Here is a 26,838-nt window from a genome sequence, read left to right as displayed (position 1 = left end):
TAAAATTTTGAATTATCCAAGATAGGAACGTTAAAAAACTTAACAAAAACAAGGCAATATTGAATGGGTGTTGATAAGACTCACATTGTTATAAAGAGACTCATTTTAAGCCGATCAAGCTTGTGAATGAGTGAGTCTTTAAAAACAAGAATCAAAATTAGGTTATAAACATATATTTATATAAAAAATTAACCATTATCAAAATAACGCATAAAATTTACTGCTAATTGGTGGCGCGATTGATCCACGTTTTTAGAAAATTTGTTAACCATTAAGGCAAAAGCTAAAAAATAAGGTGCTTATTTAAAAAAGCTGATCGTCTCTTTAGTCCCAAATGTTTCAGCCTAAAATTTTATATAACCAAGCCTTTGATTCTATCATTGAGTAGACCGTAATGCGATCCTTAGAGTAATAAATACGGATTGGGCAGCCACAAAAATTGTTTTCACCAGAAACTTACATGAGACAAAGGGAGGTAAATGCAAAAACGCTTTACATCAAAAGATGCAAAGCGTTTTCAAAGATAAAATTTTTAAAAAACAAGTTTATGGTTTTTGCATAGCCGCTTATGTGGCGACGACAATGCGTCCAATCTCATCAGGCAGCATTTTGCAATGTTTGGATGCGTGAAGAAGCAGCACCTTGAGCAATGCGGCGTTGCTCAATCCAATCCTCACGGCTTAAGCTGAAATTATCAGCTATTAATAATCCTGATACGATCGATTGTTGCTCACTAACACCTTCATAACGAAATCCTAATTTTTGGATAACTCGCCGCGAAGGGGTATTGGCAGCAAAACAGGTGACATAAATGCTATCAAGGTCGGTTGCGCGAAAAATAGTATCGATTAATGCGTTAGTGGCTTCGCTTGCATAGCCCTTTTTCCAATAGGGTTCACCAAGCCAATAGCCGATCTCAACACCATTTGGATCGTCATGGCGTTCTCGAACGCTACAAGAGCCAATAAATTCGCCTGTATCACCCAACGTAATAGCATAGACACAATGGCCCATCTCGCCCGCAACCGCACGTAGAATAAAGTCGGCCGCATGTTTTCGCGTAAACGGATAAGGCATAGCGCTAAGCATTGCAGAGACACGGCGATTATTGGCGAGATCGGCAATGGCGTCCATGTCTTCAATATGGGGTAATCGCAATACCAATCGTTCAGTTACTAAAACAGGGCAATGTAACTGCCGCCGCCGCTCATTATTGCTGATGCCGTTATTGCTTAACGGCTCATTATTATCCAAGGGGTCGTTGCTCATTATAACCTCCAGAGCAAAAGAAAAAAGGGAAAGATGGTGTCCCATCTTTCCCTTATATTTTGGTCTGGATTAACAGTACCGGGGTCCAATGGGACGCCGGACTGTTTTAAGAGCTCCGGCTTACTCTGCTGCTTCTGCCATTTTCACGACAGATACAAAGCTGCGGCCATTGGCTTTCGTACGGAACGAAACAGTGCCGTTAACAAGTGCAAAAATAGTGTGATCTTTACCAATGCCTACATTGTCGCCAGGGTGCCACTGGGTGCCACGTTGACGAAGAATGATATTGCCAGGAATGACAGATTCACCACCAAATTTTTTCACGCCGAGGCGTTTTGATTCTGAATCGCGACCGTTGCGTGACGAACCACCAGCTTTTTTGTGTGCCATAGGTGTTCTCCTAAAAACTTTATTGCTATTGCAAATAATTTAACATTTTGCTGAAATTTACTGCTGCCAGTTTTGGCGCATGTATCAGCGGTTTTAACTTTTATAAAAACCAGTGATGGTTTTTAAATCTTTTAATTAACCAGCAACAATCTCGGAAATGCGGATTGTTGTCAATTCTTGACGATGGCCACGTGTGCGCTTTGAATTTTGACGGCGACGCTTCTTAAAAGCGATAACCTTACGGGCACGGCCCTGCTCGACAACAGTTGCCTTAACCACAGCACCCTTAACAAAAGGAAGGCCGATCTTGGCATCTGCACCAACGCCAACCATCATGACATCGGTAAATTCTACAACGCTACCAGCTTCACCAGCAACTTTTTCTACTTTAAGGAGATCATTAGCAGCAACGCGATACTGCTTGCCTCCGGTCTTGATAACTGCAAACATTTATAAGCCTTTCATACACACCAGATCTCACTGCAATTATAAAACTTTCAAAAATGAAAGATTTCAAACATAAAGGCAATTGCCGTTATTTTAACAGTGGCTAGTCTTTTTATAGTTTGTATCCCATTTATAGCTTTAAGCTAAAACCATGCGACCAACTTGTTTTTCATCAAAATTGCACAAATTTTAAGGCATAGAATCCCAAACCCAATTCATGCAAGTTTTTCTATTGCGAATTTTTGCTGCAATGTCAAGATTTTTTGCTGAATTTGATAAAATAACACTTGTCAGCGATTAAATTCACAGCTATTAAGCCGATTAGCATGATATGCACTATCTTTGCGCTTTTTTTTGCAAACCGCAACCAACAAAGCGCATGATTGGAGAGGTGGCTGAGTGGTTGAAAGCACCGCACTCGAAATGCGGCATAGGGGCGACTCTATCGGGGGTTCAAATCCCTCCCTCTCCGCCAGTCATAGCAAGCTTCTTTAATTTCCCTAAGCTTTTGAGATATCTTTATTTTATAACTGAAAAGCAAATTTTTTCACCCAAAACCATTCCCATTCTTTTAAAATTGACTTTCTTATAGATTAGCCTAATTTTAAAACTTCATTTTTAACATTGGGGGATATTGTGAAGGATTTAAAAAAACAATTTGAGGAAGAACTGTTTGCTTTAGCTGAAAGAACATATGCTGAGACAAATTATAATCCAAAAAGATTCAAAAATTTGATAAAGGAACATGGTGGCGTAGGAACAGCCAAGAACTTATTGGGATCTAATAAGCAAGAAGAAGGTTATATCAAATTACTTCAACTGGGACGACTTGACCTCACCATGGAGTATTTTATTGTTAACACCCCTCAATATCATTCACTTTTCACAGAAAAAGAGTTGAAAAAGGCGTTGCAACTTTGTCCAAATGAAGACAAATAGACATATTTGGTTTCACGCCGCACCGAAGCTATATGCTGTCTTATAAAACAAGATTAATTCATAGCTATTTTAAAACAACGGCTGCCCAAGGCAGCCGTTTTCTTTTTATCATAAGTGCAAAAACTACCACTTTACTTTAAAGCCAACACTTCCCTTTAGTGCATAGCTGTCTGAAAAATCTTGTAGGCTGGTTTTAACCGTACCTTCACCAAAAAGCGCATATTTATCATCATTCCAGCTATAATTAGCACCAATAGTTACACCGCCCCAAGTGCGTTGATTGCGGTTTTCAAAGGCTTTGTCATTAAGCTTAACTTTTACACCATCGGCAAAATCTTGATAGATATTGGCAATTGCATAAATATTGCTTTTATTCTGGCTGCCATCTTGCTGTTTGATGATGGTTTCGCGTTCAAAACCAAGACCAATACGGGCGGTTAAGCTTTCGGCTTTATCCAATGATACACGTACATTATAAGGGCCGGTGAAATCATCAAAATCAACCGATGACCAACTTAACTGCGCTTGTGGGGTAATGATCCAGCCATTATCCAAACCAAAACGGCGACCAGCTTCAATAGACAATGCATAGCCTGTGCCATCATTATCTGAGCGCAAGCCTTGTAAAATGTTTGAATCAAGGTCGCTATTATACCAATTCATCTTGGCAAGACCATCGACATAAAAACCGTTTTCGCCGATCCAAGTTAGATTAGCACCAAAACCATAGCCGTCAGTTTTAATCTTGCCATCACCTACATTGGCGTCAATTTTGGTGGAGCCATTGGTATAATTCACGAAAATGCCGCCAAGCAATTTGCCATTGCTATTTTCGCTGAGCAATAGATCAAGTCCAGCTTCCAACTTAACCATATTGGTCGAATGATCGGCACCGCTTGTACTGCGGCTAGGATCAAATTTACTATGCCCACCTTCAACGCGGCCCCAAAATAATGAGCCAGCTTTGCCTGCCTCGGCTGTATTATTGGCAGCACTATATGGATCAAAGAAATAGCGACCACCAGCGCGTTCGCGATAGGTAGAAACAGCATTTAAATCTAGCAAGGCTTGGCCATAAGTTTCATAGACTGGCACAGCAGGCTGATAATGCGAGCGCAAATACCAATTGCCATCATTACCAGTAATACCGCCACTATTATGCAGGGAATAGCCATAAATGCCGTGAATAATTGACTGCTTGCCCTCGGGAGTGATGTAGTCACCATTAGCAAGAGTGAAATGTGCATTTGATGCGCCATTAACTTCAATCAGTTTAATGCCATTTAAAGTTTCTGCGCCTTCGCCGCCAGTGCGCATAACACGCAATGCGGTTGTACCACTTGTGTCTCCGGTCACATGCAACATATCGGTAGCTGATTGATCGCCACCAAAGCTGGTTGCCATTTCAAGCACACTGCCTGCGCCGCCGTGATAGGAACCAACGGTTAATTGATGCCCCGGCAATGGGCGATTAATTGAAGTAAGCGACAAGGTGCTATTATTGATCATTGCACCACTAAGGCGTGAATTGCCGGTAAAGATTAGCGAGCCGCCATTAATAGTTGTTGTGCCGCTCCAGCTATTATCGCCATAGAGCTCGAGCATGCCCGTGCCATTTTTGGTAAATGAGCCTTGAGTTGTAATGCCTGTTGATGGCGCAACATAATCGCCGATATTATTGCCCCATGTATCATAGGCATTAAAGCCGCCCTTGGTGCTATCCATATTAATGGTAACAAGACCATTAAAAGCACCATAACCATCTGCTGCATCATAAAGGTTTAAACGTGCATAACCACTACCATTATCTAAAGCGTGGCCTGATTGAATTTCAGTTGTTGCCAAAACTTCGCGCAATTGTTCCTTGCTCATATAAGGAAAGCGGTTGGCAATTAAAACTTCCGCGCCTTCTGGCACAACGGCATCAAGATTGGTGGCACCAACAGTTGGCAAGCCGTAAGTTAAACGGTAGCGATAAACTTCCTTATCTTTTAATGATTGGGCAAAACCATCGGTGGTTTTGGTGCAAAGCGTCAGATCTCCCGCACAACCTTCGTTTAAAAGATTACGCAAATCTTGCTGGGCAGCATCAAAAAGCGCTTTAAAATCTGATGGCAAGGCAAAACGACCGCCCAAAATACCAGGAACTTCGCTATTTAAATAATCTGGATTATTATTGAGCGCTTGCGTCAAAGCATAAAGCGTATGAATACGCGCACCAATCACGTCAAACGCATAATGCACGCCAAGCACGATACGGCTATTGCCATATTCGCTACCTCGCAGCATCATTTCCTTATAACGCTCTGGCACCATCATTGCCATGCTCATCGTTGTCACAAAACCAGTTGCCGAATGGCCACTAGGAAACGCGGCATTATGGCTTACACCGGGGAAAATATTGGTTGCGGTATTAACTGGCTTGCCAAAATAATTAACGCCATCAAAAGCCACAACCCGGTCTGGTGCAACTTGCAATGGTCGGCTGTCACCAACGCTATTGGCGTTTTCTGGCAATGGATTATAAGCAACATCATAGGTATTAAATATGCCATCACTTGGCATTGTGATGCCGGTTAGCGGATGATCGGGATTACCATCATAACTACCATTGGCAAAATAATTTTTTGCCACTGCAGAATCGCCGCCAACAACAATCGCGCTCATTGCGCTCATATATTTGGAAAAGTTTGGTGAAAAAGTCGTTACCTGAAAGCGCTCAGTAACGGAATTATTGTCCTTATAGACTTGTGCAAGCTGCGGCCCCAACGCATCTGCTGCTAAAAGACCATTATAGAGCGAGCCGACAAGATAGCCGGTAGTATCATCATAAATTGCCTGTTGGCGCTCTGCTGCTGTTGCCTGATTATTAATGCGCAACGTTGTTTCCAAGTTTTCACGTAAGGCATTGCGGCCAGCTTCGGTTGAATTTAGCTGACTAAAACCCATAAGCAATTCTGTCGCTTTAATATTTGTATTGGTTTGCGCTTGTGCTTGCACCCCTGCAATCGTCACTAAAGCCGAACTCAATAAAAGATAGGAAAAAAATTTCTGTGTCGTTTTTAGCATCAAAGCTGCCCTCAATATCCAATGTTGCCAAAGTTAATTATTAAGGGTGCTAATGCAGTAGCGATGTTACAGATAAATGACATATTTATGTCAGAAAAATAACACGAATAAATAATGATATTTATAAGAAATAAAACCTATATTTTGCACACTAAAGACGTTTGCTTATCTCAACATAAATCAATTGGCATATTAATTCGATGAGGGTTTGCGTAACAATAATCGCCGGTAATAATGGCACGGCGTTGGGAATTGTTAAGGCAAGCGGCATAATCACCAAAGAATTACGTGTTGCCATGCTAAAGGCAATACTGCGTTTTTGTGGTTTATTTAGCTTGCAAATTTTGCCAAGAATTAACCCCAGAATTGGCGCCAAAATTGCAAAGCTGATATAAATAGGTAAAACAGTAAGCAGCGCTTTGCCAGCCAAGCCTAGTTGGGGTGCAATAGCTAAAATGACAATAAATAGCACCATGGCGGTAGCAGGAACAGGAAGGCAATCAAAATACTGTTTTAAACGAAAGCCGAATTTTTGCCTTTTTGCCCAAATCTGCACAAGAATTGCAAGACATAAGGGCATAATGATCAGCCATAAAAATGCATCTATGAAGGGAGTAATTTGGATATAATTTGCTGCTTCTTTACTCAAAAAAAGTGATAAATAAAGCGGTAAAAACATCATTTGCAATAATAATAAAAGTGCCGTTGCACCAAGCAGCGCGCGCGCATCACCTTTACCCATATGAGTGAAAGTCACCACATAATCGATGCAAGGTGATAATAATACCATTAAAACGCCAAGCTTCATTAAAAAATCCAAAGGGAAAATCTGACTTAAACCAAAAACAAGGCATGGAATGACTATAAAATTGCCAAATAGCAAAACTGACAAAAAGCGTAAATCTTTGAACACCCCACCAAGAGCCGCAAGCGGTACTTGCAAAAATGTGACAAAAAGCATGAGAGCAAGGGCTGGATTGATAAGATTTTCCAAAAATGGTGTAAATTTTTGACTATTGGGATTACCCCAAACAATGAGAAGTGCCACCAAGACACTGGCAAAATAAATCCATGCTTGCCAATGCTCCAATTGCGTTTGTAATTTTAAAAATTTTTGCAAGCAGAAGCCCCCTTATTGGCGCCAATTTTCCAATTATTCCAAATTATACACTTAAGATAAATTTTCCGTGAATTAATACTTGATTATTATAGTCATGTTTGATAGAAAAAATCTGTTTATGTAGAACATAGGTATAATACAGTATAAAGCCAGCAAAAATTTAAAAAAATAGCCAGCCATATTATATCTGCACCATCTTAAAATATTAAATCCTATTATTAAAATTTAAAGGCAAGTATTAACTTCCTTTAAATTGAATGATTCTAAAAATAATTTCGATTTTTATGATTGGTGCATTTGTTCATTTAATAAAAATGGTTCAATTAAAATTTTTTCTATTTTTGGAGAATACTTATGCGCGTTGCTTTTAAAATGAAAAAGCATCTTTTAATGGCTGGTATAGCACTTAATTCGGTCATGCTTTTGGTGGCCAATATTGCCCATGCCCAAGATAGTCATAGCGGCGAAAATAGTGATACATTGCAAACCGTAACGGTTACCGGCAGCAATGGAGCAATGACACCAGCTGGCGTAAGTGTTGTTACGGCTGAAGACATTAACCGCTATGGTAGTGGCAATTTACAGGATGTTATCCGTGATATTCCTGGTACTTTCACTTGGGATAATCCTAGCCAGCCCGGCCTTGCAATTAATATTCGTGGCTTTGAAGGCTCTGGCCGCGTTAACACCATGATTGACGGCGTGCGTCAAAACTTCCGCTTTACCGGCCATGATGCTTCGGGCTATTCCTATGTTGATTCAAACCTATTAACTGAAATAGATGTAGAGCGCGGTGCCGTTGTTGGCGCTGGCGGCGGTGCTTTGGCTGGTAGCGTTAACTTGCGTACTTTAAGCGTTGAAGATATTATCAAGCCCGGTCAAAATTATGGCGTTCTTGGCAAGGCATCATGGGGCAGCAACGGTGTTGGCTTTTCTGAGATGATTGCTGGCGGTGCGCGCAATGATATTGCTGGTGTTGCAGCAGCAATCAGCCGCCGAGATTCACGCGATTTTAAGGATGGTGATGGCAACCGTCAAAGCAATACCGGCCAAGAATTGACTTCGGGTTTGGTTAAAGCCGAATTTGGCTATGGTACCGATCATCGTCTTAATCTTGGTGGCGTTTTCTATAATAATGATTTTGGTGCAAATTCCTATAATCAAAATGTCAAAAATACTACATTAACCGCCAATTATTCTTATAATCCTGCGGATAATGATTGGGTCGATTTGCATGTCAATGCTTATTATAACCGCTTAAAAATGGAATATTTTGAAAATTTACGCGGTGTATGGGGAGGCTCTAGCGGCCGTGAAATTGAAGATCGTGGTGTTGGCTTTGATATTTCCAATACATCGCGCTTTAATCTTGGAGAGGTTGGCGTCAAATGGCTTTATGGCGTTGAGTATTTCCGCGATAAGATTGAAGGAGCTAATTCTGGCGTTAATCCAAGTAATGGTACAGCAAGCAGTGGCGGCGTTTTTTCTGATGCAACCTTCTCCTATAAGATTGTCGATCTAACTGCTGGTTTGCGTTATAATTTCTATAAAATGAATGGTGATGCAAAAGATGGTACGTCCCTTGTTGACCAATCGCATAATTCGGTTGACCCGCGTATTACCTTAGCGGTTAATGTTACCGACTGGTTGCAACCTTATGTTACCTATTCACAATCCATGCGCAGCCCCACTTTACAAGAAACTATGGTTGGCGGCATTCATCCAGGCAGCACAACCTTTGGCTTTATTGCCAATCCTAATCTTGAGCCAGAAAAGCAAAAAGGTTGGGAACTTGGTGTAAATGTCAAAAAGGCTGATGTCTTTACTGCAGGCGATTTCTTCCGTGCAAGAGCTGCTTATTATGACATGGATATTAAAGATTATATCGTCAGTGAAGGGCGTGATGGTTGTGATCCATTGGCAAACCGTCGCTGCCAAACTTGGTATAATAATGTGCCCGGTACGTCCCGCGTCCGCGGCTTTGAAGCTGAAGCACTTTATGATGCTGGCTTTGCCTTTGCCAATTTAAGCTATACCCATACAAAATCCGATCTTCCCGGCATATTACCTGGCCTTGGTGCTAGCCAATATTTGCCAGATAATGTCTTTTCAATCGGCGGTGGTGCACGTCTATTCGAGCGTAAACTCACTGTTGGTGGTCGTTATCGGTATGTATCATCAGGCAAGGTTTCAACCTATACAGGCGTTGATAAATCAGATGGCAGCTATGGCCTTGTTGATATCTTCACCACCTATAAATTCAAAGAAGATATTGAATTATCCTTCAAGGTCAACAACCTCTTTAACAAAACTTATACGCCATTCTTAAGCTCGGCGAATTCCGGTCAGGGTAGAACATTCCTCATTTCAACCCAGTTCCGCTTCTAATAGTTTTTTTAAAATTTAAAAAAGCAGCCATTGATATAATGGCTGCTTTTTTCATGCTTTTAATTTTGCACTTAATATAGTTTAGCGTAAGGGGGAAATGCTAAGCGGTACAGCAAGAAGCGAGCGCATATCGCTCGTTAGCCATTGAGGCCCACCAACTGGTGGCCAAACACCTTGCTTGACCGATTCACTGCGTAAATCAAAACGCTCACTCGCATTTTTAAATGGCCAAATATGGGTAATCCTTGGCTCGCCATCAATGCTATAAAGCGCAATAGTGAGGGGCGATATTTTTTCACGCGCTGGCACGGCATTTTCCCAAGCTTTTAGAATATGCGGTAAACCGCCATGCTTATAGACATAGCTGCGCATTTCATAAATTGGGCCAAACTCACCCGCTTCAACTGGCTTTAAAAATGGAAAAGGAATGTAGCTATCCAAAACCAAATTGCTCATCCATTCTGAAGCGCCAAAAGGATTAGCGGCATTTAAGGTGCGCTGACGCTCACTATTAAAATCATCTTCGCTATCAAAACCACGCAATAAAATAACTTGGTTTAATGGCCCAACTTCAGTGGCAAAAGCTCCTAAAAGCTTACCCCTTGCCCCTGATTGCGAGCAAAATTCTTCAATCGCAGGGGCGGCCTTGGCAGCGCCGCCCATGGCAAGCTGCAATGTTGCAATTTCATAACGTTCCATAATAATTGACCTTTCTTGGGTTATATAAATTCTTTTTTGGTTTGTATAAATTAAAGCGACTTATCACGATAAGCCGGCCGTAAAACTGACTTTAGTTTTTAAGTGAACCGGCAAGATATTTGGCAATGCGCCACCCAAAAACCATCGCTGGCCCAAGGGTTGTGCCAGGGCCTGGATAGGTGCCACGAAATATTGAGGTTGCATCATTGCCGCAAGCAAAAAGTCCTTCTATCGGCTTTTGATCATTATCAACAACGCGGCCAAATTCATCGCAATCAATGCCGCCACTGCTAGCAAGATCATAGGGGCGAACGCTCACCGCATAAAATGGCCCTTTACCTAAAACGCGCATACAAGGATTTGGCTTATTGTCCTTATCGCCGTTAAAGCGGTTCATAACACTGCTTCCACGCCCAAAAGCTTGATCGACGCCGGTTAATGCATCGTCATCATATTGCTTTACGGTATTGATGAGCCCTTGAGGATCGACATCGATTTTCTGCGCCAAAGCCGCCAATGTATCGGCCTTAATGATGTAACCCGATTGGATAAGTCGATTAAGACCAACCCCACCCGGCAATACAAGGCCTAAACCATATTGGTGGATAAAAGCATCATCAACAATCAAATAGGCTGGTATAGTTGACACCATTTTGTTTCGTTGCAACGCTCCCATACAAAAATCATGATAACTATTGGATTCATTTACAAACCGCTCGCCCTTTTGGTTTACAGCCAAAAGCCCAGGCTTAGCGCGATCTAGAATAATATGCGGCCAAACCGCCATTTCACCATTTGGATTTTTATAAGATGAACATGGCATCCATAAAGCAGGGCTATCGCAGCCATCATCAAGCCGCGCGCCAATTTTAATCGCATTTTCAACACCATCACCATTATTGCTTAAAGGTGCAAGGCACTGCTCCCTTGTCCCTTCAGGATAAAGCGATTGGCGCAACTCCTTATTATTAGCAATGCCACCGGTTGCTAAAACAACGCCTTTACGCGCATGAATAATGCGTATGCCGTTGGGCGTTGCGACTTTAGCACCAATGATGCGGCCGTTTTCTTGTATAAGTTCTTTAAGGCTATGCTCAAATTCTGGCATGCAGCCTTGCTGTTTAAGGCTAAAAAATAGCCGTGCAACCAACGCATTACCCATTAATACGCGAGTACCGCGTGAAAAACGCAAACGATCTTTAAAATAACGACTAACAATTTTTAATGTTGTTTTTAAATTGGCAAGGCTTTTAAAGCGATTTAAGATGATATCCAATTCATCGCGGCCAACCATCATGCCGCCAAGCCCCATAAATTCAGGACGCGGTTGTCGCACCCGCTCAAAATCCTTGCCAAGCAAGCGGCCATCAAACGGCAAAGGCGATAAAGCACGACCACCAAAGGCAGCACCGTCACCATCAAGATAATCAGGATGGGCTTTAGAAGCCACAAATTGCACTTCAGTCTTTTGCGTAAAATCGTCAATGGCGCTAGCGCCAGAGCGCAAGAAAGCTAATCGCTTAGCTTCACCACCACGATTACCAATAATGGCTTTTAAAAATTTTTCAGCGTCTTTGGCGCTATCAGCGACACCCGCCGCGATACTTAAACTAGTACCCGGCACCCATGTTGTACCGCCTGATGTTGCAGTAATGCCGCCAACTTGGCTTGTTTTTTCGCATAGCAAAACCTCAAGCCCTTCAATCTTAGCAATTAACGCTGCGCTCATGCCACCAGCACCAGCACCAAAAATCAAAACATCTACTTCCTCAATGGTGTTTTGAGATAAAGGCGCATTTGGCTCACTTGCTAACATTGCTAATCCTCCCTTATATCTTATTTTCTTGGACCTTATTGCGTGCAGCTGCAACGCTTTCACCAATAATGTAACCAAAAGTCATTGCAGGCCCAAGGGTTATGCCCCCGCTTGGATAGGTTCCGGCAAAAATGCTATTCATATCATTTCCTGCTGCAAATAGCCCATTAATTGGCTCGCCATGCCCATCAAGTACCCGCGCTTTATCGTCACAAATAAGCCCAGCAAAAGTTCCCAAACTGCCAGCAGTAATTTCAACGGCAAAAAATGGAGCTTTCACTATGGGCGCAATACATGGATTGGGTAAATGATCCTTATCGCCTTGCGCTAGTTGATAAGGCGTTGTGCCACGGTGAAATTCATTATCTATGCCTTGCGCGGCGTCGCGGTTATAATTGGCAATGGTTTTTTGTAAGGCACCTTCATCAATACCGCATTTTTGGGCAAGTTCTGCCACACTATTAGCGCGTTTTAAATAGCCATTTTTAAGCCATTTAGTAAAAGGCACCGGAAAAGGCTTGACCGCACCAAGCCCGTAACGGCGGATAAACCTATGGTCAGCAAGCAGCCAAGCTGTTACCGGCTCGCCCTTTGGGGTTGCATTAAGTAGCCCGACCATAAAATCATGATAAGATATATCCTCTGCAACAAAACGTTTGCCATCTTGTCGGACGGCAATAAGCCCTGGCTTACCACGCTCCACCAAATGGGGAAAACGGTTAAAGCCACCTTGCCGGTTAGATACTAAGGACACCGGCGCCCAAGCCCCTGATGATATCAATGTTTCATCAACCAAGGCGCCAATATTTTCAGCCATTTTTAAGCCATCACCATCAACGCTTAAAGGTGCGGCACTTTCATGCGGCGAGCCATTTTGCACATGGTCAAAAAGCCGTTTCTTTCTTAATTGGTCGTGAGGGAAGCCGCCCGTTGCGAGCACCGTGCCATATTTAGCAAAGACTTGTTTTTTTACGCCATTTTTCTCAATAATTGCGCCACAAATATCATCATTATTTTTTATCAAGGATAAAGCTGGTGTATCAGATAAAAGCCTGACATTATAATGCTGGGCCGACTTTAACAAACGTGCCACCAGCGCATTGCCATTAACAATTTGCGTTGAACGGCGATAAAACGCCAAATCATAAAAATGGCGCATAAGCCGCTTTGTTACATGGCTAAAGGACGATATTGAGCGTAAAGTTGTTAAAAATGCCCGCATATCAGCGCCTGATGCGATGGCCATGCCCATAAGCGTCATTTGCGGAATGGGTTTGCGCAATTTATAAAGAAGATCTCCTAATTTTCGACCATCAAAAGGTGCTGCAACCACCGAACGACCGCCAATGACTGCGCCATCTATCTTGCCATGAAAATCAGGAACGGCATTGCCGCCATTAAAAGCAACATCGGTTTTTGTTTCAAAAAAATCCACCATTTCAGGTGCTTTTTTCAAATAAGTATCCACCATCACATCATCATAGCGATTGCCCATAATATTTTTCAAATAAAGCCTTGGCGCATCATCACCCTCAATAATACCAGCTTTTTTGGCATGCGATGTTTGTGGTATCCATAGCCACCCACCAGAAAAAGCCGTAGTACCACCAAAATAGGCGTCTTTCTCCACCACCAAGACATCAAGTCCGTGATAAGCGGCAGTAACTGCTGCTGATAAACCACCAGCGCCAGAACCGATAACCAGTAGGTCACATTCTATCTGTTCCATATCGCTAGAAGGATGGTGTTGCATTATAACTGCTCTTTTCTGCTGATCTGCAAAAACTAATAACTTGAGCATTTCCAACTAAAGTTGGGTCAACTTTAGCGTACGGATAATGCGTCAAATTGAAGAATTTAAAGCACGATGTTGCTTGAACAATAAACAGACGTGCTCTACTCAAGATGAATGGTTTGGCCGCTTTGTGCTGCTTGTTTAACCGCAAAAGTAACCCGCAAAGTTTCCAATCCCTCACGTCCAGACACCAAAGGTTGCGCTTTTTTTAAAATAACCTCGCGGAAATTTTCCAATTGTAAAATGAATGGATCAATCAATGGGCGGTCATTGTCGCTTTTATCAATTGGTTTAAGCCAAGTGCGCTCATTGGTATAACTCCATAATTCAAGGCTTGGCAGTGCAAGAGAACCATGGGTGCCACCAATATAATAGCTATTTTGCTGCGTTGGGGGGAAGTCAGGATTTTCACGTGCGGTAAGTTCCCAGCTCCAAGGCGCGCTAATCGCATCAGAAATGGAAAGGGTGACAATAGTACCATTTTTAAAATGCAATAATGCACCGCAGCTTTCTTCATTTTCAAAACCACGAATTTGCTTTGTTTCAACCGCTTGTACGGTTTTGACATCGCCAAAAAGATAACGCAAACAATCAATATCATGGATCATATTGACAAAAACTGGCCCTGCCCCTTTTATCTGCCGCCATTGCGCATTAAAATAATCATCAGGCTTTAAAATCCAAAACATGCAATGAGCAGCAAGGACTTGGCCTAACTTACCAGAGTCAATAATATTTTTAGCCGTTTGCAGCATGGGATTATGGCGGCGGTGATGGCCAACCATAAGCGGTACATTATTTTTTTCTGCCGCTTCAACCAGTTTTAAGCCCTCATCGACATTATCTGCAATCGGCTTTTCCATTAAAACTGGAATTTTGGCTTCTATTGCTTCAAGCCCATTGGCCACATGAAATTGATTAGGGGTTGCAATAATAATGCGATCAGGGCGGTCACTTAATAGCATGGTTTTAATATCGGGATACCACGGAACATTAAGGCTTATCGCATAGTCTTTTGCAGCATCAACAGGATCAATAATTGCCGATAATTCCACATTTTTATCTTGTGCAATAATAGTGACATGGCGTTTGCCAATAAGACCTGCGCCCATAACTGCCACGCGAATTTTACTTCCCATTTCTCTCTCCCTTTTGCCTCCCAAAGACGCGTTTTAGACATAGTCTGGCTGTGCAAGGTCTAAAATCTTGCGTGCAGATTCAATCGCCATACGCGCGCAGTTTTCAACGCCAAAAGCATTGATAATTTCATGGCTAGCAACTTCGATGCTAATTGGGGTATTTTGCGGCACAACCTGCATCAAAGCTGGTAAATCAATGCCACCATCGCCGGGCATAAGCCGTGCGCTCCTTGCAATGGCAATTAACTCTTCATCGCTTTTGCCATAAGGCACAGGCCCATCACATAATTGCACATAATGAATCATTGCTGGGGGAAGCGCCACCACATCATCAAGGCTTGACGTGCTGCGGTCAAAATGCAAGGCATCAATCAGCACTCCGCCATTTTTTTCGCCCGCGTTTTCAACAATATTACGAGCCTCGTTTAAAGATTTAACCGCCGTCCATGGCATAAATTCAAGGTCTGCGGTAAGATTGGCGGTTGCAGCAAGCTGGCAAAATTCGGCAAAATTATCGCTAAGGCGTGCGACATCAAAATCATCGCCAGCAACCAAAATATTTTTTGCACCCAATTCATAAGCGCGTTCGATAAAGGGTTTAAAATCAGCAATATTGGTTTTGTCCTTAAGGCGAATAATTTCGACATCGCCAACGGCCATATTATAATCAAGCAATGCTTGTTTTGTATCATTTAGCAATTGCTTATCAGTTAATAATGGATAGGCAGGCTCGGTTGGAGCAGCAGGTAACATGCGCAAACCAACCGCTTTATAGCCATATTGAGCAGCAATTTTAATAGTTTCAACCGGTGAAATATTACCAACAGTTAGAAAAGCAAGCGAAAAATAATGGGGCATTTTATTGCATCCTTAAATGAGCAATGCATTTTCAATTTACGCGTTTTTATCTTTTGACAATAGGAAATTGACAACAAGATCACGCACTTTGGCAAACATATCAACACCAAGCACAGTTGTTGAACCGCGCTTTTTAGCCTCAATAATCCAAGCTGTTTCAACTGGTTTTGCAATCACATCGCCAGCCCAAGTATGAGCGCTAAGGGTTGTTACATCAAAGGGTAGCGGATCATCCTCACGCATGCCGGCTGGGCTTGCATTAATGGCGCCATCAAAACCACTCACATCGCGGCTACCTTTAACAACACGGCAAAGCCCCAAAGCATTTAAACGTGCGATATTATCATTTTGACGGTTTTCATCCATGTCAAAAATTGCAAGTTCGCCAACGCCATTGGTAACAAGGGCATGAGCAATAGCACTGCCTGCACCGCCCAAGCCGCATAATAAAACGCGCTTACCAACAAACTCACAACCCTTGGCATTTAAAGCAGCAATGTAGCCAAGGCCATCAACCATATCGCCTGAAAGACCGTTTCCATCTTTCCGCACAACATTAACCGCATGTAAAAATTTCGACCTATCGCTTAAATGGTCGCAAAATTGCGAACCTGAAATTTTATGAGGAATGGTGACTAAAATACCATCAAGATTTTTAATCGTTTTGGCGGAATTAAAAAATGTTGCTATATCTTGACTTGCAACATTGGTTGGAACGCAAACCGCATTAAGCCCCAAATCTTGCAAAGTTGCGGTGACGCCAACTGGCGCTTGTACTTGTGCTATTGGATCACCAACCACAAAATAAAGCCGTGTTGATCCATCTAATTTTGTCATCAAAACCTCCCAATTTTGATAGGGGCAAAAATCTACCCAAAAGGCTTAAGCGCCTCATCTCCCGTTATTTTTGCCCTTACAAAATTCAAGTCTTGAAAAACTTAAAATTTACAAATACTTATACTTTGCAAGGGCAAGATTTTACATATCTAGAAACACAGTTTCGCCTTCACCTTGAACAATAATATTAAAGGTAAAAACAGGCACGCCATCACGCATCGATTTTTGCGCAATTAATGTTTCACGGCGTTTTTTGGCATCAATACGGTTTAAGAGCGGATCTTGCTCATTTTGCTCGCTCATATCAGAAAAATACGCACGGGTATGGAGCGCCATATTAATACCGCGCGCACCAATCCAAAAGGTAATATGCGGCGCTTGTTTGCGCCCATCAGGATAGGGCGTCGCACCTGGGCGGATGGTTTCAAACTGGAAGAAAGCTGCGTCGCTTGACGCTGGTTGACGTCCCCAACCAGTAAAATTGCTATCAGCTGCGCCACGCGTTTCATTAACCGAATTATAAAGACCATCCGCATCGGCTTGCCAGATCTCGATTAAAGCATCTTTGATAAGCTCGCCGCCCCCGTCAAAAACTTGCCCCTCAATAATAATACGCTCGCCTTTGGTGTGCGCATTAATCATTTTATTGCCTAAATCTTCAGGATAAACGCCATGAATACCAACATAATTAGGCGTTGCACCAATATGGATATAAGGGCCAACCGTTTGCGAAGGGCTTTCTTTTAAATAGTTTAATTCTTGTGCCATTTTAATTGCCCTCCATACGGTTTTCAAACATGGTTGAACGTCGTCCACGCAAGACAATATCAAACTTGTAGGCAAGGCTATCCATTGGAATAGTGGCACTACGGTCAAGAGCTGCAATAAGCCGATCAATAGCCGCGGGATCAGGAATTGTCTTAACAATCGGGCACTGCCAAATCATCGGATCACCTTCAAAATACATTTGGGTAATAAGACGTTGAGCAAAGGCATGGCCAAATAGCGAAAAGTGGATATGTGCGGGGCGCCAATCATTAACGCCATTTGGCCAAGGGTAAGCACCAGGTTTAATGGTGCGAAACATATAGCGTCCCTCTTCATCGGTAATGGTACGCCCACAACCACCGAAATTGGGATCAATTGCAGCAAGATAAGTTTCTTTTTTATGACGATAACGTCCACCAGCATTTGCCTGCCAAAATTCAAGCAAAGTATTGGGTAGCGGCTTGCCATTTTCATCCAAAATACGACCATAGACTACAATACGTTGACCAATTGGATCGCCATCCTTGGCGTAATTGCGAATAAGGTCATTATCATATTGCCCCAATATATCATGACCAAAAACTGGGCCGGTTATTTCAGATATGGTGGCAGGCAAGGATAAAAGTGCATTACGCGGCGAGCGTAAAATACTGGTTTTATAATCTGGCGTATAGGCGGCTGGGTGCCATTCTCTATCGCGTTGAAAATAATTTCCACCCCGTTCAAAAAAATTATTCGTCATTATTTTCCTCCACTTCCTGATTTTCCTCCACTTCCTGCAATTCTTTTTTAGCGATTTTTATAGCGCTATTGGCGGCAGGAACACCGGCATAAACTGCGACATGCATTAAAGCTTCAAGAATATCTTCAGGACTTGCACCCGTATTACGCGTTGCCCGCACATGCATGGCAAATTCTTCTTCATGGCCAAGGGCGGCAAGCAAGGCAAGTGTCACGATTGAACGCTCGCGCTTAGAAAAATGATCGCGCGACCAAAGGCTTCCCCATGCGCCTTCAGTAATAAAGGTTTGAAAAGCGTCATCAAACGGTGTGGCACTTGCCAAAGCCTTATCAACATGAGCATTGCCAAGCACAAGCCGGCGTGTTTTCAAGCCATTTTGATAGCGTTCACTATGCTCATTATCACCCATGGACTTCCTCCGAAAGAAAACTTTTTAATAATTCTATTGTTGCTTGCGGCTGTTCGATGCACGGTAAATGGCCACATGCGTCAATAAGTTCAAACCGCGCGCCCTTAATCAATCGTGCGGTTTCTTTCACCAATTCTGGCGGTGTCGAACCATCTTGTGCACCAGCAATAACAAGAGCAGGAAGCGATAATTTAGCCGTTTGCTCACGTAAATCGCTATCGCGCAAAGCCACGCAGGTCGCGCAATAGGCGACTTTTGGTGTACGCTCCAACATATTGCGATAGGCTTGATAGGCAGCTTGCTGATTATTCTTAAAATCATCGGTTAACCAGCGCGCCATGATTTGTTCGCCAATAGCTGCAATACTATGCGCCTTTATGGTAGTGATCCGCTCATTCCAAGATTGCTCAGTACCAATTTTTGCCGCCGTATCCATAAGCACCAAACGGCTAACCTTATCCTTAAAACGATAGGCATAATTTTGAGCAATAAGACCACCGACCGATAGGCCGATAAGCGTTATATCGCTATCCCAACCAATATTTTGCAACAAAGCATGCAAATCATCAGTTAAAAGATCAATCGAGTAACTGTCATCTTGCAAAACTAAACCAAGATCTGTCAGACCATGCCCGCGTTTATCATAGCAAAGACAAGCATAATCTTTTTCAAGACCAGCAATTACATCATTCCAGATACGAAAATCTGTTCCCAACGAATTGATAAAGACAAGGCGCTGGCCGTCTTGACGACCAGCAGTTTGGTAATGCATGACTATATCATTGGCGATGGTAAATTGCATTGGTCTGTCCTCCTAATAATTGTTCTAAATGAATTGACAGATTATGTAAAATGATAAATTATACAAGAAATATAACTTATAGGTTATTCAATAACGGTGATACAATGCTACCCAGCGATCTTATTCGGCTCCGTCATTTAAAAACATTTCAAGAAGTTGCTCGGCAAAAAAGTATTAGCGGCGCGGCTAATGTGCTAGCCATTACCCAGCCTGGCGTATCTAAAACCATTAAAGAGCTGGAAACCATATTAAATGCCGAATTATTTGACCGTAGCCACCGCACTTTGCGGCTAACCCCAATTGGCAAACGATTTTTAACCCATATTGAAAATTCGATGCTGGCATTAAACCAAGGTATTGAAGAAATACAAGAAGCTAAAGAACGCAATGCACTTCCTTTAAAAATTGGGGCTTTGCCAACCGTATCAGCTCGGCTATTACCAAGGGCAATTTTGCGCTACAACACCAAGAAACTTGGGGGTAAGCCAGTGATTGTAACTGGCTCTAATGGCTATCTTATCCGCGACTTGCGCGAAGGTAAGGTAGATATTGTCCTTGGCCGCATGGGGGAACCAACAGAAATGATGGGTTTACATTTCGAGCATCTTTATTCGGAAAAAATATGCTTTGCGGTGCGCCCCGATCACCCACTTTTAGCCCTTAAAACTTTTGATATGGCTAAAATTGCCCAATATGATTTCATCATGCCATCCGAGCAATCAATTATTCGCCCTGCAGTGGATAAATTAATTTTGATTGCCAATTTACCGCGCCTTAACATCATTACCGAGACAGTTTCAACTGCCTTTAGCCGTTCATATGTGCGGGCAAGTGATACGGTTTGGGTGATATCGGAAGGCGTTGTTTTAGAAGATATTGCGAGCGGTGCATTAGCCGCTTTGCCGATTGATACCTCATCAACCTTGGGGCCAGTTGGCATGACCTTGAGAGCGGAAGGGGCGATATCCCCTGCCGTTGAATTTTTTATGAATGAAGTAAGGCGCGTTGCATTAAGTTTTGGCAGATAAATTTTAAGCCTATATTTTAGGCCTTGTTCATAACAAATATGGCAATGACATTGGCATTTTGTGGCAAATTATCAAGCACATCGCCACCATCCCAAATAAGCGTATCTAACTCGCCTAAAGCTACTAATTTTTCACCAATGGTTAAATCTGTGGCAGCGGTTGCTATAAGAAATATTTTGATAATTTGAGCCGCATTAAGTGATGGTAAAGGCTGGCTTAAACGCTGCATATGATGCTGGAAATAATGACGATTGGTCATAATATTAAGATCAGTCGATGCGCCGCCGCTAACCTCTGCATAAACCTTGGCTTCACCTTTAAATGAATAACAATCGCCATTTTGATTAAGGACAACCTTATCCGTATCATCAATGGTTAGAACAACGTCATCGCCTTTTATTAAAGCAATGGTGCGATCAATATCAAAAAAGGTGGAAAATGGACCAGACTTTGAAATGGTAGCAATGCTCACCCGCCAATCTGGAGCTTGTTGGGTACTTTTTTCACTATTGCCGAATGCCACTTCACGGGTTTCACCACCGCCATTTTTCCATGGCATTACTTTATAATCACTTGCTTTAATGTGCTTCATTTGACACCCAATAATAAAATTTTTAACAAGCATATAATATTTGCTGCAAAACTCAATTAAATAGCCGAGCATTTTTTAAAAACACTCGGCTATTATGGTCAATCACTGAATGATCCAATGGACGTGATGCGCCTCAAGCAATGTTGCCGGCTCCCATTTGGCAGCAAGACCAGCAATGATGTTTTCTGGCACCCTAGCTTCACGCTTTTTGTTTTGGCTATAAAGCTGAACACTATTGGTCACAAGCCCATGAATTTCAACACGGAAACCATAGTCGCGGCAAAGCTTGATGGCGCGGCCGCGATTAAGCTCGCTAATATGAACAGCATTCCAAACAAAGCTTTGTTCACGCCGCAAATATTCCCTTGCTTGCTCAAGCGCTGCTTGCACCACTCTCCCTTGATTTTTGGTTGGAAGAATTCCCATTTCTTCCCTGATAGCATCAAGCGATAGGACTGGCAATTCTTGCAAATGCTTGCCAATATAGGTGTCTTTGCCCGCCCCCGGCAAACCACTTAATATATGAGTAGTTGCCGTTGGCTTTTGATATTCTTGATAGCCCTCATAGCGGTCAGGCTTTTCAAAATATGAAATCCGACTTTCATCATTAGCAAAAGGATATGGCGCATGAAGCATAGATTCTTCATTCAAAAATTGCCGCAAAAGTTCAAGCTCAAATGCGGTTTGTTCGACCTGTGGCGAAATGCGACCAAGATTATCAGCCTCTGCTAAAATAAGTAGCGGCCGCCAATCATAAATCCATGAAAACTCAATTGCTTGACGCTTCATCCTATCGCTTTTCCAAATATGGAACGGCTTTTGATGCCAAGCAATCAGCCAATAGACCTTTTCAATAATTGGCCAAGCAACGCCATTATGCCATAAAAGATCAAGTACCCGATGAGCGCCTTTAAGTGCATGCCCCGGCTGGCTGATGCGAATACGTTTTTCAATCGGATCCCACAATTCAACCGTTGTGCGCGGTTTGGCAAGGTCATGCAAAAAGGCAGCAAGCAGCAAAATAATTTGTTGCTCTTTGTCACTCTTTTGAAAACCTTGGTGATTGATCATACAATCAACCACCATTTGCGTATGAATCCAAACATCGCCTTCACCATGATAGACTGGATCATGAGGGCAGTTAGCAAGAAGATCAGCAAAGGGAAATATGTCTTTTGCTAATTGGATATCACCATCAAAAATGCTTTTAAGCCAAGATTTCATCACTCATCTCCTTTCATTTGATAAAGTGCATCATTCTTAATGAGGCCGTTTGGTACAATCGGTCGCGAATGCCAATGGCTATTATTGTCAATGATCGTTTGCACAAAATTTGGCCGCACAAACTTAAAGCGCATGGTGACAATGCCATTTTCTTCCACCTTGCCGTAAATACCTTCCGACAACTCACTGGCTTCAAAACGCGACATATTGCGTGCCTCATCAAGCCCCTCGCGTTTTAGAGTTGCAACCAAATGGTCTTGCCAATTTAAACTGCGATAAAGCGATGGCTGGATAAAGCTTTTAAGATGGTCAAGACTTAGAGCTGGCCCTTGATATAAAACCGGCACATGGCAAAATGGCAAATCCTGTAATAATTGATGGCGCGAGGGCGTATCAAGAAAGACTTGGTTTTGCGTATCAAACACATCAAATTCATGAAAATAATGCGGCAAACGGTCATAATACAAAGTATGAGCTGCAAAAAGCCACTCACCATAGACAATATAACGGCCAGCCAAACGATCAAAAAGCGCGTCTTCTATTGCAAGCAATAAATCCTTGAAGCGGTTGAAGTGTCGTTCACGGCCACCGCGCTTTGCTAAATCCAGATAATGCCCACGGCTTTGACCAAAAAGCGTTGCATCATCATGAAAACCAAAGCCGGTATTAGCACCATCCAGTTTTTCTTCATAAATCACATTGCGCCCCAAAAGCGCTGAAAATGGTATAATATCCGCTTGTTTATCGCCTTTTTGCAAGCCTGATCCATCAAGATGCGGTGTCGAGGGATATTTGCGGATGGAATTGAATAAATGAGACATAATAGATAACTCTTTTAAACACAGAGTATTGCTAGCTAAAAGCGTGAAAACGGCCTTAGTTAAAAATGCTCTAAGAGTTGCGCAAAGAAAACTATTATAAAGACAAGCAAAAGCACCATCAGTTACGCGCATAAAGACGCAATAAACCAATCCTTGCCAAGCATGATGGCAAGTGCCTAATCGCCCCAATATTTAAGGGAAGTTAATCTGTCTTCAATAAACTGATTTTTACCAAAAACACAATTTACCATTGTCTCATGCATGTTTGCATAAAACTCAAGCAAAAAGGTTCCTGACAAAGATCACATTCTTTGACAACCAATATTCATATTTTGTGAGAAATGTGCCAACAATAATTCATTGAGAAATCAAAGCTGATTTCTTTTCTTTATTATTAATTATGTGGCAAAAAAATATCTATTACATTATCCCGTTCCTTTGATGGCAAACGGCTAACATAATTATTTGCAAAAATCAACAATAAAGATTTATATATTTAAATGATAAAATAACAACAAAGCTTAGCCGTAAGTAAATAGGGCTAAGCTTCAATATAAATATTTTATGTAAATTAGCGTTTTTAGAGCACATCTATTTATTGGTAAAGCTTAGCCGTACTCTAAATTTCCTATTATTTCGCATTCTTCGAACACAAAAGTCGATACAACTTTTGCTGAAGGTGCATAATAAACAAATGCTTTAGTTCTTATCGCCTGAATAGCGCCCACCTTGGTCAAACAAGGCAGCAACAACAAGGATAATTGCAGAGATTACCAATATTACTATAACCCCTGTTACCGAATTAGTGGGCGAAGCCGTAACCAACCCCAATGCTAATAAGGGTGCTAAACCACCAGCAATCGCCGTTCCAATTTCACGCCCCATGCCAAAGCCTGTTGATCTGGTATTTACAGGAAATTGCCGACTTAAAAATGATCCTTGCGGTGCAAACATCATTGGCGCTAAAACACCAGTTGCAATAGCAAGAGCGAGATAAATTAAATGCGCTTGCCCCGTTTGCAAAAGAGCCATAAATGGATAGGCGAAGAATATAGAAAGCACACCACCCATTATAAGCACTTTTTTAGAGCTCCAACGGTCACATAACCAACCAAGTGCCGGTACTGCAAAGATTGCGACAAAACTGGCAATCGTTACCGATAACGAGGTGACAGACGCACTAACATTTTGAAATTGGGTTAAATAAGCAAGGGAAAATGTTTTGAAAATATAACTCAAAGCATTGTAACCGATAGCAATGGCGAACACCACGAGCAAACCTTTAAGATTATACTTGAAAACATCTAGGATTGCCGTTTTATTTTCCTTTTTGGTTTGCTCTAGCTTCACGAAATCAGGTGTTTCAGGCAAGCTTTTGCGCACCCACAAACCAACAAACACTAAAGCAATCGACAAAAGAAATGGAATACGCCAACCACCAGACAATAAGAATTCATCACCATTGATCGTCAACAGATAAACAGTCGCTGAAGATAGTAACAAGCCAAGATTTAATCCCAAGGCCGGCCAAGCCCCTTGACGACCGCGCCTTTTGCTATTTGCATGTTCATAAGATGTGACAGCGGCAGCGGCAAGTTCTGCACCTGCGCCCAAACCTTGGAAGATACGTATAATAACAAGAAAAACCGCGCCCCAAATACCAATAACTTCATAACCGGGGATAACACCAATTAATGCCGTACAAACACCCATAAGACAAAAAGTCACCATGAGCATTTTTTTACGTCCATAACGATCACCAAGATAACCAAAGAAAATGCCACCAAATGGGCGGGCTATAAAACCAATGGCAAAAGTGGCAAAGGCTTTCAATGTTGCTGTTTTGGAATCAGTATTATCAAAAAAGATACGGCCAAAAACAATTGATGCCATGGTCGCATAAAGATAAAAATCATACCATTCCAACATTGAGCCAACAATAGTTGCAACTGCAACTTTGCGAATACGTTTGCGCTCTTCATGCGCTGTTTCGGGCTGATTTATTGCACCCATATTACTTCCTCCTCCTAACACTCCACTATGTGCTTTGTTTAAAAATTTGTCGTAAAACCTACAAAAAATTTAAACCAATATTGCATCAGCACATTGCATATTGTTTAACTCACCCTCAATGAGAAAAAATAGCCATGTAAAAACAGTATATTACAATAATTTTATTGAAATCATTCTCAACGCTGATGCAAAGAATTATTTGACTAGTTATCATGTTGTCTGATAACATGCAAGTTCGATAATTTGCATTAAGATAGATCAGCATTTCGATTTATAACGAAAATCACCTTTGGGCATTTTTGTTTTGACATCACAAAAATATAAAGATTATGGGCGGTATTGGGAGGATATTTTGGAAAATTTTGATTTTTGTATTATTGGCGCCGGCATTGTTGGCCTATCAACAGCCATGCAACTTTTGCAAACCAAGCCAAATGCATCATTGATTGTTATTGAGAAAGAGGCAACGCCCGCTTTTCATCAAACCGGCCATAATAGCGGTGTCATCCATGCTGGTGTTTATTATGCGCCGGGCAGTATGAAAGCTAAATTTTGCCGCGAGGGACTTGCCGACACAATTGAATTTTGCAAAACTCATAATGTTGCCTATGATCAATGCGGCAAACTAATCGTTGCAACTTCGCCTTTAGAGCTAGAGCGCCTTGATGCCTTGGAAAAACGCGCCGAGCAAAATGGTCTTGATTTAGAAAGGCTTGACAGCGCGGCATTGCGCGAGCGTGAACCCCATATTACTGGACTTGGTGGCCTATTGGTTAAGGATACCGGTATTGTTGATTATCCGGGCATGTCAAGAGCCATGGTTAAGGAAATTACCCGCCTTGGTGGTAAGATTGCCTTTGCCAATCAATGTATTGACATTAAAGAAACCACTGAAAATGTCACCGTTACCACTGATAAGCTTGAAATTTGTTGCAAAAAATTGATTGTATGTGCTGGATTACAAGCTGACCGGCTCGCTAAAATGGCTGGCCTTGATGTTGATTTTCAAATTGTTCCCTTTCGCGGCGATTATTACCGTCTGCCAGCTTCTTGCAACAATATCACCCAGCATTTAATTTATCCTGTTCCTGACCCTGATCTACCGTTTTTGGGTGTGCATTTAACCCGCATGATTGACGGATCTATAACTGTTGGTCCTAATGCCTGTCTTGCCTTAGCACGTGAAAAATATAGCCGCTTTGGCTTTAGCCTTAAAGATTTTGCCACCATGATTGGCTTTTCGGGGCTTTGGCATGTGGTGTGGAAGAATCGCAAATCAGCAATATCTGAATTAAAAAGCGCCTTTATGCGTAGCCAATATTTAAAACTATGCCAAAAATATTGCCCAAGCTTAAAACTTTCTGATCTGCAACCCTATCCTTGTGGCATTCGTGCACAAGCAGTTTTGGCAAATGGCGACCTTGTGCATGATTTTCTTATCAAGCAGACGGCGCGCAGTATCCATATTTGCAATGCGCCATCGCCGGCTGCCACCGCATCACTACCCATTGGTCGTCATATTATCTCTCTCATTAATGATCAAAACTAGAATATGAGATCTGAAATTTAGAAAAATTACAATAAATGGTGCAAAAGCGATCAATGAAATAAGACCTTTGAATTCTTTCATTGAATTATTTTTTTCAGATAGTGTATGTTTCTATGGCATGGGA

Annotated in this window: 23 protein-coding genes and 1 tRNA gene; 5 read left to right on the top strand and 19 right to left on the bottom strand. The window is 42.1% G+C overall.

From position 1 onward, the window contains the following. Positions 1-597 precede the first annotated feature (597 nt). From H3299_RS14490 to rplU, 3 genes are all read right to left on the bottom strand, one after another. Positions 598-1,269, bottom strand: coding sequence for a GNAT family N-acetyltransferase (locus H3299_RS14490; protein ID WP_182418319.1), 672 nt, complete (start codon positions 1,267-1,269; stop codon positions 598-600). Between the two features lie 120 nt (positions 1,270-1,389). After that, complete coding sequence (gene rpmA, locus H3299_RS14485; RefSeq protein WP_182418318.1) at positions 1,390-1,659, bottom strand: 50S ribosomal protein L27; 270 nt, start codon at positions 1,657-1,659, stop codon at positions 1,390-1,392. A 135-nt stretch (positions 1,660-1,794) separates the two neighbouring features. Continuing rightward, positions 1,795-2,109 (bottom strand): 50S ribosomal protein L21, encoded by a 315-nt coding sequence (rplU, locus tag H3299_RS14480; RefSeq protein ID WP_182418317.1) that lies wholly within the window; start codon positions 2,107-2,109, stop codon positions 1,795-1,797. Positions 2,110-2,491: 382 nt separating this feature from the next. On the opposite strand from rplU, the gene H3299_RS14475 reads away from it, so the two are divergent. Next, positions 2,492-2,581, top strand: a tRNA-Ser gene (locus H3299_RS14475). Between the two features lie 161 nt (positions 2,582-2,742). Further along, positions 2,743-3,045 (top strand): hypothetical protein, encoded by a 303-nt coding sequence (locus H3299_RS14470; RefSeq protein ID WP_182418316.1) that lies wholly within the window; start codon positions 2,743-2,745, stop codon positions 3,043-3,045. 123 nt (positions 3,046-3,168) lie between these two features. Here the strand turns inward: H3299_RS14470 and H3299_RS14465 are convergent, their stop codons facing one another. Next, positions 3,169-6,114 carry an autotransporter outer membrane beta-barrel domain-containing protein gene (locus H3299_RS14465; protein ID WP_182418315.1) on the bottom strand — a complete coding sequence of 982 codons (2,946 nt, stop codon included), beginning with the start codon at positions 6,112-6,114 and terminating at the stop codon, positions 3,169-3,171. 151 nt (positions 6,115-6,265) lie between these two features. Beyond that, positions 6,266-7,234 (bottom strand): arsenic resistance protein, encoded by a 969-nt coding sequence (locus tag H3299_RS14460; RefSeq protein ID WP_182418314.1) that lies wholly within the window; start codon positions 7,232-7,234, stop codon positions 6,266-6,268. A 354-nt stretch (positions 7,235-7,588) separates the two neighbouring features. On the opposite strand from H3299_RS14460, the gene H3299_RS14455 reads away from it, so the two are divergent. Continuing rightward, positions 7,589-9,622 (top strand): TonB-dependent receptor domain-containing protein, encoded by a 2,034-nt coding sequence (locus H3299_RS14455; RefSeq protein ID WP_182418313.1) that lies wholly within the window; start codon positions 7,589-7,591, stop codon positions 9,620-9,622. Positions 9,623-9,703: 81 nt separating this feature from the next. Here H3299_RS14455 and H3299_RS14450 read toward each other — a convergent pair whose 3' ends face one another. The 10 genes from H3299_RS14450 to pcaD form a co-directional block, all read right to left on the bottom strand. Further along, positions 9,704-10,321: an NIPSNAP family protein gene (locus H3299_RS14450; protein ID WP_182418312.1), complete on the bottom strand. Its 618-nt coding sequence runs from the start codon at positions 10,319-10,321 to the stop codon at positions 9,704-9,706. A 91-nt stretch (positions 10,322-10,412) separates the two neighbouring features. After that, on the bottom strand, positions 10,413-12,137 hold the full coding sequence (locus H3299_RS14445) for an FAD-binding protein (protein WP_182418311.1): 1,725 nt from the start codon (positions 12,135-12,137) through the stop codon (positions 10,413-10,415). A 13-nt stretch (positions 12,138-12,150) separates the two neighbouring features. Next, a complete protein-coding gene (locus tag H3299_RS14440; protein ID WP_182418310.1) occupies positions 12,151-13,890 on the bottom strand; it encodes an FAD-dependent oxidoreductase in 1,740 nt (579 codons plus the stop codon). Positions 13,891-14,033: 143 nt separating this feature from the next. Continuing rightward, positions 14,034-15,071, bottom strand: coding sequence for a Gfo/Idh/MocA family protein (locus tag H3299_RS14435; RefSeq protein WP_182418309.1), 1,038 nt, complete (start codon positions 15,069-15,071; stop codon positions 14,034-14,036). Positions 15,072-15,104: 33 nt separating this feature from the next. Further along, positions 15,105-15,929, bottom strand: coding sequence for a sugar phosphate isomerase/epimerase (locus tag H3299_RS14430; protein WP_182418308.1), 825 nt, complete (start codon positions 15,927-15,929; stop codon positions 15,105-15,107). Between the two features lie 36 nt (positions 15,930-15,965). Beyond that, positions 15,966-16,766, bottom strand: a complete 801-nt coding sequence (locus tag H3299_RS14425) for a shikimate dehydrogenase (protein WP_210276123.1) — start codon at positions 16,764-16,766, stop codon at positions 15,966-15,968. Positions 16,767-16,907: 141 nt separating this feature from the next. Continuing rightward, positions 16,908-17,534, bottom strand: a complete 627-nt coding sequence (gene pcaG / locus H3299_RS14420; protein WP_182418306.1) for a protocatechuate 3,4-dioxygenase subunit alpha — start codon at positions 17,532-17,534, stop codon at positions 16,908-16,910. 1 nt (position 17,535) lies between these two features. Next, positions 17,536-18,276: a protocatechuate 3,4-dioxygenase subunit beta gene (pcaH, locus tag H3299_RS14415; protein ID WP_182418305.1), complete on the bottom strand. Its 741-nt coding sequence runs from the start codon at positions 18,274-18,276 to the stop codon at positions 17,536-17,538. Further along, a complete protein-coding gene (pcaC, locus tag H3299_RS14410) occupies positions 18,266-18,685 on the bottom strand; it encodes a 4-carboxymuconolactone decarboxylase (protein WP_182418304.1) in 420 nt (139 codons plus the stop codon). Before pcaC ends, pcaH begins: the two co-directional genes overlap by 11 nt. Beyond that, positions 18,678-19,487 carry a 3-oxoadipate enol-lactonase gene (gene pcaD, locus H3299_RS14405; RefSeq protein ID WP_182418303.1) on the bottom strand — a complete coding sequence of 270 codons (810 nt, stop codon included), beginning with the start codon at positions 19,485-19,487 and terminating at the stop codon, positions 18,678-18,680. The genes pcaC and pcaD overlap by 8 nt, the downstream gene beginning before the upstream one ends. A 104-nt stretch (positions 19,488-19,591) precedes the next feature. Here pcaD and pcaQ point away from each other — a divergent pair, with 104 nt between their 5' ends. Further along, a complete protein-coding gene (gene pcaQ / locus H3299_RS14400; RefSeq protein WP_182418302.1) occupies positions 19,592-20,515 on the top strand; it encodes a pca operon transcription factor PcaQ in 924 nt (307 codons plus the stop codon). 16 nt (positions 20,516-20,531) lie between these two features. On the opposite strand, the gene H3299_RS14395 is transcribed toward pcaQ, so the two are convergent. From H3299_RS14395 to H3299_RS14380, 4 genes are all read right to left on the bottom strand, one after another. Beyond that, complete coding sequence (locus H3299_RS14395; RefSeq protein WP_182418301.1) at positions 20,532-21,107, bottom strand: HutD family protein; 576 nt, start codon at positions 21,105-21,107, stop codon at positions 20,532-20,534. A 102-nt stretch (positions 21,108-21,209) separates the two neighbouring features. Then, a complete protein-coding gene (locus H3299_RS14390) occupies positions 21,210-22,331 on the bottom strand; it encodes an AAA family ATPase (protein ID WP_182418300.1) in 1,122 nt (373 codons plus the stop codon). Next, on the bottom strand, positions 22,331-23,284 hold the full coding sequence (locus H3299_RS14385; protein WP_210276121.1) for an RNA ligase family protein: 954 nt from the start codon (positions 23,282-23,284) through the stop codon (positions 22,331-22,333). Before H3299_RS14385 ends, H3299_RS14390 begins: the two co-directional genes overlap by 1 nt. A 567-nt stretch (positions 23,285-23,851) precedes the next feature. After that, a complete protein-coding gene (locus tag H3299_RS14380) occupies positions 23,852-25,165 on the bottom strand; it encodes an MFS transporter (protein WP_182418299.1) in 1,314 nt (437 codons plus the stop codon). Positions 25,166-25,517: 352 nt separating this feature from the next. On the opposite strand from H3299_RS14380, the gene lhgO reads away from it, so the two are divergent. Continuing rightward, positions 25,518-26,714: an L-2-hydroxyglutarate oxidase gene (lhgO, locus tag H3299_RS14375; RefSeq protein ID WP_210276119.1), complete on the top strand. Its 1,197-nt coding sequence runs from the start codon at positions 25,518-25,520 to the stop codon at positions 26,712-26,714. The last annotated feature ends 124 nt before the right edge of the window (positions 26,715-26,838 follow it).

Source organism: Bartonella sp. HY038, assembly GCF_014117425.1.
In the GTDB taxonomy this organism is placed as follows: Bacteria; Pseudomonadota; Alphaproteobacteria; order Rhizobiales; family Rhizobiaceae; genus HY038.
This window is presented reverse-complemented; position numbering and strand designations above follow the sequence as displayed.